Genomic DNA, 11,684 nt, shown 5'->3' on the forward strand with positions numbered 1-11,684 from the left:
AAGACCCCGGGGCCGGCCGTCTGAAAGAAGTTGGGCCCCCCTTACCGTTCCTGCCGCGGGTCTTTCAGCCCCGGCCCCGCTGACCTGCTCCTGTTATCTTCCGTGCCGGTAGTGAGGTGCATCAATATTTTTTTTGGTTGCGGCCGTCAGGCCGCCTTGGGAACCCGGGGGCCGAACGGGATCATGAACCCTTGTTCCTTGCCGTGTCCAGGATGACGCTCCGTGTCGCAGGAAATGCATTTACCCATGGAATACTTGGAAAATACAGGATTGACCCTGAGAATGCGGGATTGACCCCATTGCCTGATGAACAATTCATATGGATACTCCGCTCATGGCCTACCCGGCCTCCCGTGCCGGGAAAAAGGAGGTATGTATGATTTTCCAAAAATGAGTAAACGATTGTGATGATTTCGCCCCATAACCTTTTCCACGATAAGAAAGGGAATGCCATGAAAAAAAACCGCCTGATGCTTGCCGCAATTGTTGCCTTCCTCTTTTTTTTAACTCCCACAGCCCACTCTCAACCCCAGGCGCCGGTCCTCAGTTTCTTTACCTCGGGATCGTGGGTCAGCCTTTGGTGGACCCCGGTATCGGGGGCATCCGGCTATACGCTTTCCGCCGCCGCGATTCCCTTTACCGGCGTTGAATCCATCACGACCATAGATATGGGAACACAGACGGAGGCCACATTCAAGCTGTGGGAAAACGCCGCTTTCTATGTGTCGGTCCAGGCCCGTGACGCCACCGGGTTCAGTCCCTATTCCAATCTTCGCGAGGTTGTTATCGGGAGTCTCTCTCCGCTTCTGGATTCAAGGGTTATCCCAAAATACCAGGATGCATTGATTATCCCTCCGGTAATGCCCGCCGCTCTACTCAAGACGGATCTACCCCAGGATGAGCAGGCGGTTACCCCCTGGGATTCCTGGTACGAGATTGCCGTCAAGCAGTTTGATCAGCAGATTATGCCTTCTTCCTTTCCCAAGACAACCGTCTGGAGCTATGGAGATCTTTTGGGCCCGGCGCCGGGCCAGCCCGGGACCACCTTCAATTACCCGGCATTTACGGTGGAAGCGCGAACTGATGAGGTGACAAGGGTCACCTGGACAAACGGCCTGGTGGATGACTCTGGGAAATACCTTCCGCACCTTCTGCCTGTGGACCGCACCCTGCACTGGGCCAACCCTGAGATGCTGAAGTGCATGGACGGGACGTACCGTACCGATTGCAGACCCGACACGACGGCATCGTACAATATAAATAACCTGGACCAGTTTTACGTGGGTCCCGTGCCCATCGTAACCCACCTTCACGGGGCCCATGTGGACGCCATCAGCGACGGCTATCCCGAGGCCTGGTATCTGCCCGATGCCAACAATATCCCGTCCAATTATGCGACCCGGGGAAGTAACTACGGTTCCGTGGAACCGGTCGGGCCGGGAAAGGCCCTGTTTGAATACGATAACAGTCACGCCGCCGCCACCCTCTGGTATCATGATCACACCCTGGGGATGACCCGGGTCAACGTGTATGCCGGACCCGCGGGATTCTGGCTCATCCGTGACGCCGTTGAAGACGCCCTCAATCTCCCCCGCCCGGCGCCAAAAGCAGGGGAACCCCTGTGGGCGCCCACCGATCCCATGAAGGACGCGCCGCCCTACTGGGAGATCCCTATTGTGGTTCAGGACCGCTCGTTTCGCGAGGACGGGTCCCTCTATTATCCGGACAGCAGGTACGATTTTGACGGCTATCCCGGACCCTATATCCCGGACCCGGATTCCGATCTGTCTCCCATCTGGAACCCGGAGGCATTCTTCAACAGCATGGTTGTCAACGGCCGGACCTGGCCCGTCCAGGCCGTGGAGCCGGATATGTACCGTTTCCGTTTCCTCAACGGCTGCAATTCCCGCTTTCTCATCCTGAAGCTGGTGACCGCAACGGATATCAACGACTCCGAGACCTGGGTTGAGGTGACGGGAGGATTTACCCAGATCGGATCGGATGAAGGATTTCTGCCCACACCGGTGGTCGTGGATCAACTCCTCATGGGACCCGCGGAACGGGCCGACGTGGTCGTGGACTTCTCGAAATTCGCTCCGGGAACCAGGATATATCTGGTGAACGAGGGGCCTGATGAGCCTTTCGGCGGCGGAAACCCCGGTGAGGATTTCAGCCCCGCGGATCCGCAGACCACGGGCCAGGTGATGATGTTCAGCGTGGTCGTGGATGATCCCAACAGGGGAGAGGATTTTTCCATACCGGCTGTCGTGCCTGTCCAGACCGTCCCCGAGCCCACGGTTACGCGCCAGCTCAGCCTGAATGAGGTGGAGTCGGAGATATGGGACGGTCCCGCGGCCGCTCTGCTGGGGACCTACGAGAACGGAGACCCGGAAGCTATGACGTGGGGAGAGGTGATCACGGAAACACCCGCGTTGGGGGATACGGAGTTATGGGAAATTTTTAATTTCACGGCCGATGCCCATCCCATTCACCTGCATCTGGTGGATTTTCAGGTTGTAAACCGGCAGAGGCTTACCAATCTGGATGACGGTGTTGCCGAGGATCCCGCTTTTCCCGATCCCGCGTCGCCGCCGCGGCCGCCGGAACCGTGGGAGACGGGCGCCAAGGACACGGTCATTGCCTATCCCGGTGAGGTGACCCGTCTCAAGGCCACCTTCGACAGGCCCGGACTGTATGTCTGGCACTGCCATATCCTCGAACACGAGGACAACGAGATGATGCGGCCGGTATATGTCATGTCGCCTGGAGAGACGGAGCCGCCGCTTCCGTAATAACATCATATCCAGCAACAGAAAAACAGGTCGCTGACATGCGGCCTGTTTTTCTGTTTATGAACAGGGGGGCGATGTCCCTTTGTTGCCAATAAGTCAACATCGGAACAACGCCATTGTAAATAGAGTTGGCATCGAAGTTGCGCCCCTGTGCTTATTGTTTTGGTTTAACAAGTGATTCTACAGACCTGTGCATCCCTCCGAATTTAAGGGGTGGTCGCATATTATCTCCTGGCCGGAACCATCGGCCTTTTGACGGGACACAACCTGTAATTCCCTAAAACGGCCGGACGGCCACAACCAATCCCGCCATGTGGGACTCACACAAAGCCACCAAGACACAGAGAGTTTTTTGTCTAAAGGCGATGATCGAATAACGAGCTGCCGCCCGGCAGGGCTTGGTCCGTTCTGATCCTGAATCCTTCTTCCAGGATCAGAAAAGACCCATCAAGCCTTCTTCGCGTCCTTTGTTTACCCCGTGAAATGCTGCTATGCAGCCTCCGAAGGAGGATTTCACTGGGGCGCCTTGGCGGTTCAACAAAACTTCTCCGCAAATCGCGTGGAAGTTGCAAACAAGGGCCTAATGCGCTCTTCTGTCTGTCGTCCCAGATGGAAGAATAACAAAAGTCTGGAGACCTTCGCATACTCGCTCCACGTCGGCATTCGGCAATTTTGGCTTGACCGTCACCGCCATCTACATCATACTCTTGATAACCGGTCGATTTGTGGGGCTTCTTATCAGCGTCTGATCAGAAGATGGACAAAGGGCGAAACGGGTGTTTACCCCCCTGCCGCCATCCCTCTCCTCCGCCGGTCTCGACCCACCGGCCTCGTAAAATGCCGGGCAGGCCTGTTTTCCGGATCAGCGCGGTTAAAAACCCAGGGATCATCTGCCTCTATCAGGGTCCAAAATTCTCTTTTTGAGCAGGGAGGAAAGACCACGAATATGAATCAACCCTTGGATATTATCATCGTCGGGCTGGGTGCAGGAGGCCTGTACGCCTCCAGGGCCGCCCTCAGCTTCAACCGGAAATGCCGGGTCACCTTTATCGAAAAGCGGGACTTCGATCAATTCTCTCCCTGCGGTCTTCCCTTTGCGATCGAGGGGGTGGTGAAGGATTTTGATGACCTGAAATACCATGTCCCGGAGGTGAAAGAGAGACTGGTCAAGCTCCTTCAGCACGAAGCCGTTTCCATCGACCCGGATAAGAAGACCATCACCACAATGGACCTGGCCGCGTCCAGGGAGAAATCAATCCGCTACGACGCCCTCATCCTCGCCAACGGGGCCTCGCCCATAAACCTCCCCATCCCCGGCGCCCGGGAATTCGTGGGGAAGGGTGTCCATTTTGTGTCGGATATCGACAACAGTCGGGCCCTCCTGGAGGCGGCCGCAAGTCCGGGGAAAAAACAGGCGGTGGTGGTGGGCGCCGGCGCGTCCGGGCTGGAGGTGGCCGTGGGGTTGAGGCGACGGGGTCTCAACGTGATCGTCACCAAGCGCACCCCGGCCCCGTTTCCCCGCAACCTGGATCCGGAGATGGGGGAGGCGATCGTCCAACAGCTGGAAGCCCTGGGCATACGGGTGTTGTTCGGCAAAGGAATTGACCGCATCGACGGGGAGGGGGAGGTGACATCGGTGACCATTGCCGGGGAGGCCATCCCCTGCGACATTGTGGTCATGGCGGCGGGCATGCGGGCCAACACGCGGCTGGCCGAGTCCGCGGGCATCGCCATGGAAAACGGTCTTGTGACGGTCAACAACCGGATGGAGACCTCTGTCAGGGGGATCTACGCCATCGGGGACCTGGTCCGCACCTATTCCCGCATCGATCACACCCCTGTGGTCATGCAGCTCGCCACCTCGGCCTACCGGCAGGGAATGACCGCGGGGGTTAATGCGGCCGGCGGGGATACCACCTATCCGGGGGCGCTCAATACCTTCCTCACGAAGGTGGGGGACCTGGAGATCGCCGCAACCGGGTATACGCTCCGGACCGCCAGAGACCTTGGGTATGATGCCAGGGCCGTGTCCACACGCCGGGAGATCCGGCCCCACTACATGCCGGATGTAACGGACGTCCATCTCAGGGTGATTGTGAATCAGGCGGATGGAAAGATCCTGGGGGGACAGGCCGTGGGAAAAGAGGGGGCCGGCTGGCGCATCAATCTCCTGGCCCTGGCCATTCACGGAAAGATGACCCTGTACGATCTCTTGGACGCTGAACTCTCTTATAACCCGCCGGTCTCACAGATGATCGATCCGCTGTCTCAGCTCGCCGAGGTAGGTCTAAAACGACTCCGGCTTCCGCCCAAAAAATGTGAGACGGTCTTTCTTCCATCCGACCGGCGCGAAAGCACTTCAGATTGATGCTGGATGCTCGATACCGGATATGGGATGCCGCTTGAGTGGATGATTGGCCTGCAGTTCGGGTCGGGCTGAGAAAACCAAACCCATGAACCCAATGAACCCAACAAACCCGCACCCTGTGGCCGCCTTTCCAAGAAGAAAATGTCTCTGCGTCGATCTCCCCCGGATCGATTACCAAGACGCCTGGACCCTCCAGACGGATCTGGTGGCCGCGAGATGGGAGAGGCGCCTCGACACGGATGTGATTCTTCTGCTGGAGCACCCCCCGGTATTTACCCTGGGCCGGAGGGGAGGGATGGGGAATCTGACGGTGTCCGAGGATATGCTCCAAGAGAGGGGCATCCCGGTTATCCAGGTGGAGCGGGGCGGGGATATCACCTTTCACGGTCCCGGCCAGCTGGTGATCTATCCGATCATCGACCTGAATGCCGCCCGTCTGGGGGTGGCGGACTACGTGGAAATGCTGGAAGAGGCGGTCATCCGGGTGGCGGCGGACTGGGGGATCACGGCCGGCCGGGACCCTCGCAACCGGGGGGTATGGGTGAGTAACAGCAAACTGGCAAGCATCGGTATCGCGGTCCGCCGGGGGATCAGCTTCCACGGCGTGGCGCTCAATGTCAGCCTGGCACTCGAACCTTTTGGGTGGATAAACCCCTGCGGTCTCCGGGGAATCGGCATCACATCCATGGAAAAGAAACTCGGGCAGCGCGTGTCCATGGAGGATGTACGCCAAAACGTCAAACATCATCTGGAAGATATCTTCGAAGTTGAGATAGTCATGACGGATATTGCGAGGGATTCAGGGATGGGGGTGCTATGTTTGCAGCTTGGGGACAAAGGCGTCCCTTCTTATTGAAATCGCGCTAAAAAATACTCTTTCCGCCTTGTCGTCTTGGCGCGGGACCTTTTTTTGATTGCAGCCACGCTGCGTTGTCCTTTTAGTCCATTTGGTCACTTCCCAACGGAGGGTTTGATGTCTAAGCAGAAGAATAATCTAAAACCCGGCCCCCACAAGCCGGAATGGCTCAAACGAAGACTGCCCACAGGCCCTGCCTATGAGGGGGTGAGGGGCCTTTTGGAAAGGAGCCGCCTTCATACCGTCTGCCAGGAGGCCCATTGTCCCAATATCTGGGAGTGCTTTTCAAGAGGCGCCGCGACCTTCCTGATCATGGGTCCCCGATGCACACGGGCCTGCCGGTTCTGCGCGGTGGAACATGGCGGGCCGGCCCCGATCGATCCCCGTGAACCGGTCCATGTGGCAGAGGCCGTTATGGAGATGGGTCTGACATACATTGTGATCACCTCTGTCACACGGGACGATCTCCCTGACGGCGGCGCAGGGATTTTCGCGAAAACTATCGAGGAGATTCGCAAAAGCGTGGCCCATGCAGCCGTCGAGGTCCTGATCCCCGACTTTAAGGGGGACAGGGAGGCCCTCCTGAAGGTGATGGATGCCTGGCCCGCTGTCCTGAACCACAACCTGGAGACAATTCCGCGCCTTTATGCCCGGGTACGGCCGGGGGCGGACTACCGACGGTCACTGGATATTCTGCGATGGGCCGGTGAAGCGGATCCGTCCGTTCCCACAAAATCGGGGCTCATGCTGGGTCTGGGTGAATCGGACGGGGAGGTGGAAGACACCTTCGGGGATCTTCTTGATGCAGGATGCCGGATCCTGACCCTGGGGCAATATCTCCAGCCGTCTAAGGAGCACCTCCCGGTGGAACGCTATGTCCCTCCGAAGGAGTTCGACGGCTGGAGGGAAAAGGCCCTTGAAATGGGCTTTCGGGCCGTGGCCGCCGGGCCTTTTGTCAGGAGTTCCTATCAGGCGGAGGCGCTTTGGCGGCAGGCGCAAGAGCGGGGAGCAGGGGGCAGGGAGCGGGGAGTAGGCAGTAGGCAGTAGGGAGTAAGGAGTAAGCAGTAGGGAGTAACAAGTGGTGAGCAATCCCGCGTACCGTGGGATCTGCGCTACGCTTCGACCGGCAACAAGTATCCAGTACCCTTGAGGCGATTGTTGAGATTTCTCGTGTTTATATCCGTTTTCCTGACACTCTACGGCCTCCTTCACTTCTATGCCTTTTTGAAGGTGCAAAAGGCCTTTGTCCTGAGCAGGGGGGCCGGCGCGGTCCTGGCCTGTTTCATGCTCTTCATGCTCTTCTGTCCGGTCCTTGTGCGGGTGCTCGAACGGCACGGGGTGGAGGCCTTTTCCAGGATCCTGGCCATTACCGGATATATCTGGATGGGATTTCTGTTTCTGTTTGTGTGCGCCGTCTTGCTCATGGATCTCTATGGCCTGATCTGTAGAGTCGGGACGTATCTTCTTCACGGAAGGGCGGACAGATGGATCCCGAGTGCCCGGGTGGTCTTTTTCGCTGCCCTGGCCGTCTCTGTTACCGGGACCGCCTATGGATACCTGGAGGCCCTTACCATTCGGAAGGAACATCTCACCATTCGGACGCCCAAGATCCCGAAATCGTTGGGTAGACTCAGAATCGTCCAGATCTCGGATATGCACCTGGGACGGATCGTGGGTGAGGGGAGACTGGAAAATATCCTCGGGAAGGTGCGGGAAGCGAAACCCGATATCCTGGTTTCCACCGGCGATCTGGTGGATGGACAGATGGATGACGCGTCAGGCCTGGCAGATATGCTGGAACGCATTCACACCCCGTACGGAAAGTTTGCGGTTACGGGCAATCACGAGTTCTATGCCGGACTGGGGAGGTCCCTGGCCTTTACCGAGGCCGCGGGATTTACGGTCCTCAGGGGGACCGGGGCGGACATAAAGGGAATGATCTTCATTGCCGGCGTAGATGATGCGGCCGGCCGGCGGTTCGGCCTTTCCACGGAAGAGAGGGAAGAAGAGTTGCTCTCCCAGGCCCCTATGGACCGGTTCGCCCTCCTGTTGAAGCACAGGCCCTATGTCGCGCATACCGGCGACCGGAATTTTGACCTCCAGCTTTCAGGCCATACCCACGGGGGTCAGATCTTTCCGTTCAGCCTCATCATCAAGATGCTGTACCCGGTGGACTCGGGGCTGCTGAGATTGAGGAAGGGAGCCTATCTCTACGTGAGCCGGGGGGGAGGCACGTGGGGGCCGCCCATTCGATTCCTGGCCCCTCCGGAGATAGCGATCATCGACCTGGTTTACGGAAGAGACACGGAACAGACCTTTTGAAAGATGTTTCAAGCCGTGGGTGAAAACATCTCTCCAGCCGGACCACATCCCCTGCCGGCCACGGAACACCGGCCCCTGAAAGAGGTCCGGGCATTCTTCCGCGGTTGCCGTTATTAAGCGCAATATACGAGGTCTCTTGATGGAAGGGGCGAATGTGGTGGGAAACTGTTGGAAATCCTTCCACTGATGGTATATAAGGGAGCCGTCCCATTCCAAAGGATTTAAGGAGTCTTGATATGAAACAGAATGTCGTCATTGTGGGTGCAGTGGCCCTGGGACCCAAGGCCGCCTGCCGGTTCAAACGACTGGCGCCCGATGCAATGGTCACCATGATCGATCAGAGCGACCTGATTTCTTATGGAGGGTGCGGGATCCCCTATTTTGTATCCGGTGATGTAAGCGATCCAGGCCAGCTCCAGTCCACCAGTTTTCACATGCTTCGCGATGAAAAATTCTTCAAAAATGCAAAAGATATCGATGTCCTCACAAATGCCAGGGCCGTTTCCATAGACCGGAGTCGAAAGGAACTCCATGTGCAGCACGTGCAGGACGGAAGGGAGGAGGCCCTCCCCTATGACCGGCTGGTCCTGGCTACCGGAAGTCGACCCAAGCGGCTTCCCATACCGGGCGTCGACCTGGACGGGGTCTTCACGGTATCGGATCTGGGCGGGGCCGTGGCCATCAAGAATAAGGTTGCAGGGGGTAGCGTTGGAAAAGCGGTGATTATCGGCGGGGGCGCCATAGGTCTTGAAATGGCCGAGGCCCTGGCCGACCTGTGGGGCATTGAAACCGCCGTGGTGGAGATCGCGGACCAGATACTGCCGGGGATCGTCAGCCCGGTCATGGCCCGGATGGGACAGCATCAGATGGCGGAAAACGGGATATCCTTTTTTCTGAAGGAGCAGGTGCTCCGGCTGGAAGGGGAAGGCCGGGTGAACCGTGTGGTGACCGACAAGCGCGAATTGGATGCAGATCTGGTGATCATGGCGGTAGGGGTCGCTCCCAACACGGATCTTGCCAGGGAGGCGGGTCTCGATATTTCTCCGGAAGGCGCCATTGTGGTGAATGAAAGGATGGAGACCTCGGATCCGAATATCTATGCCGGGGGGGACTGCGTGGAGATCCCTGACCTGGTGACGGGAAAGCGGGCCTACTTTCCTTCCGGATCTCTGGCCAACCGGGAGGGGCGGGTCATCGGGACCAATCTTGCCGGAGGAAACGCCGTGTTTGAAGGGGCTGTCGGCACCTTTGTCATCAAACTCTTCGACTTATCCGTGGCCAGCGCAGGACTGAGCCTTGAGAAGGCCCGATCCCACGGCTTTGACGCCCTGAGCGTATTCGTGGTCCAGTTTGACCGCGCCCACTTTTTCCCGGAAAAAGACCTGGTCTATCTGGAACTGGTGGTGGAAAAGGGGACCCGGAGGGTCCTGGGAATCCAGGGACTGGGGGGCGTCAATTCAGGGATGTTTGCACGGGTCAGCGCAGTGGCAGCCATCCTCAGGTACCGGCCCTCCGTTGCCGACATCAGCAATCTCGAGCTCCCCTATGCACCCCCGTTTTCTTCGGCCATGGATATCCTCAACGCTTTGGGAAATGCGGCTGAAAACACCCTGGAGGGGAGGAATCGGATCATCGATGCGGATGCATTTGCAGAGTGGTGGCTGGGCAGGGATAAAGGCGACACGCTTTTTCTGGACTGCCGCGGCTGGGGAAATGCAGAGGCTTTTGTCAATAAATATCCGCGCGACTGGAAGAGCATCCCCCAGGATGAGCTGACCGCCCGTATGGCGGAGGTGCCGAGGGATAAAAATCTGGTCCTGATCTGCAATACAGGCGTCCGGTCCTACGAGGCCCAGATCACCCTCGATCAGATGGGCATCCATAATACCTATAACCTTCAGGGAGGCGTTGCCGCCATGAAAAAGTGGGGCCTCGATCTTCTGGCATCGGATTCTCCGGATGATGGATAAGCCTGGGGGCGCCTGACCGCCGCAGCCAAAAAGTACTTGTGCATTGCTTCTTCATCAAAGATTTTAAGGATCGCACAGGCAGGAGATTCTATGAGACTTCTGACAAAGGGGATTTGACATGGACTTAGACGCGATACGGGACGTGGTGAAAGCAAGTGAGCTGTTTAAGGACCTCCCGCAGGCAGACCTTGAAGTACTGATGGACAAAGCAGGCACCAGAGAATTTTCCCCGGGAGACGACATTTACCGGAAAGGGGAGATCTCCGGAGGAACCCTGGCGCTGATTGCCCTGGGCAAGGTCCAGGTGGTCGCGGAAAACGGGTATGTGGTAAGAGAATTGGAGGCCGGTGAAATCGTGGGAGAGGTGGGCACGATCAGCCCGCAAGGCAAACGCACGGTGACACTGAAGGCGGCGGAACCGACCCGGATCCTTGAGTGGCATATCGAGGATATCGAGGGAATGTCGCCTGATCTCATAAAGTGGCTCAAAGACCTGGCATGGAAGCGGATGAAATATTATTCTGAATAAGGTCCCATCGGACAGGAACTTTGGTTTAACGTTCCTTGACCTTCCGGAAAAAAGCTGGTAAGAGGTATATCAGTGGGCGATTAGCTCAGTTGGATAGAGCGTTGGTCTCCGGAACCAGAGGTCGCGCGTTCGAGTCGCGCATCGCCCACCATCCTTTCAAGTTAAGATTATCCGAGGCGTACGATTCTCTCGCCCCCACCACGAATATCCACCCATCCATCCGAAGACACACATGGCCTTAGAAAATAGTATCGGAAGCTATCCCACCTGCCTGGGATAGGATTACCCAGTGCGCCCACTGGAGTAGTTTTTACGCTCCTTAATGGGTCCCAAGCAGGACCCGTTCCGTGTGCGCTTCGTGAAAGGGAGGAGGGTGAGAAGAAAAATCACGGCGGTCATAAGGACGACGATGCCCCTCTTTCTTGACCCCCACCTGACATTCTCTTATAATATTTGAAGTGCTGTAAGCGATAGAGCGCAGGAAGGTGTCACTGAGGGTCGCCACATCGCGAGGCCGAGAAATGTGATGGTTCAGGGATGTCTCACGGTGAAGGCAGCCGCAGGCCCCGTGAAATGAGGAGCCTTTCCATAGATATTGAGATCAAGGAGGAGGACTATGAATCGGCAATTGATTAGACATATGTGCATGTTGGCGATCCTGGCCGTGATGGGGACGGGGCCGGTGTCACTCCGGGCTGCAGGCGCCCAGGAAGAGGCCCCTGATGTTGCCAAGGGAGTGGATATACTCACCCACGGCCCCATACATGAGGCATTTGCCGAGACCGTTTCATTCGATCCCGAGGCCGGCATCGTCGTACCGAAAGCGCCGCCCAATGCCATCACCGAA

8 protein-coding genes and 1 tRNA gene are annotated in these 11,684 nt (G+C 57.5%); all 9 read left to right on the plus strand.

Annotated elements, in window-relative coordinates; translation table 11 throughout:
• Positions 1–668: 668 nt before the first annotated feature.
• A complete protein-coding gene (locus K9N21_14295) occupies positions 669–2,792 on the plus strand; it encodes a multicopper oxidase domain-containing protein (GenBank protein ID MCF8145084.1) in 2,124 nt (707 codons plus the stop codon).
• 946 nt (positions 2,793–3,738) lie between these two features.
• Positions 3,739–5,160 carry an FAD-dependent oxidoreductase gene (locus K9N21_14300; GenBank protein ID MCF8145085.1) on the plus strand — a complete coding sequence of 474 codons (1,422 nt, stop codon included), beginning with the start codon at positions 3,739–3,741 and terminating at the stop codon, positions 5,158–5,160.
• A 94-nt stretch (positions 5,161–5,254) separates the two neighbouring features.
• Positions 5,255–6,016 (plus strand): lipoyl(octanoyl) transferase LipB, encoded by a 762-nt coding sequence (gene lipB / locus K9N21_14305; GenBank protein ID MCF8145086.1) that lies wholly within the window; start codon positions 5,255–5,257, stop codon positions 6,014–6,016.
• Between the two features lie 117 nt (positions 6,017–6,133).
• Positions 6,134–7,063: a lipoyl synthase gene (lipA, locus tag K9N21_14310; GenBank protein ID MCF8145087.1), complete on the plus strand. Its 930-nt coding sequence runs from the start codon at positions 6,134–6,136 to the stop codon at positions 7,061–7,063.
• A gap of 123 nt (positions 7,064–7,186) precedes the next feature.
• Complete coding sequence (locus K9N21_14315) at positions 7,187–8,338, plus strand: metallophosphoesterase (protein ID MCF8145088.1); 1,152 nt, start codon at positions 7,187–7,189, stop codon at positions 8,336–8,338.
• Positions 8,339–8,574: 236 nt separating this feature from the next.
• The gene (locus K9N21_14320) at positions 8,575–10,308 is read left to right on the plus strand and encodes an FAD-dependent oxidoreductase (GenBank protein ID MCF8145089.1); all 1,734 of its coding nucleotides are present in this window, start codon (positions 8,575–8,577) and stop codon (positions 10,306–10,308) included.
• 118 nt (positions 10,309–10,426) lie between these two features.
• Positions 10,427–10,837 (plus strand): cyclic nucleotide-binding domain-containing protein, encoded by a 411-nt coding sequence (locus tag K9N21_14325; protein ID MCF8145090.1) that lies wholly within the window; start codon positions 10,427–10,429, stop codon positions 10,835–10,837.
• Between the two features lie 74 nt (positions 10,838–10,911).
• Positions 10,912–10,988: transfer RNA gene (locus K9N21_14330), tRNA-Arg, on the plus strand.
• A 465-nt stretch (positions 10,989–11,453) separates the two neighbouring features.
• A partial coding sequence (locus K9N21_14335) for a hypothetical protein (protein ID MCF8145091.1) occupies positions 11,454–11,684 on the plus strand: 231 nt, incomplete at its 3' end.

It is taken from the genome of Deltaproteobacteria bacterium (genome assembly GCA_021737785.1).
Classification (GTDB): domain Bacteria; phylum Desulfobacterota; class DSM-4660; order Desulfatiglandales; family Desulfatiglandaceae; genus AUK324.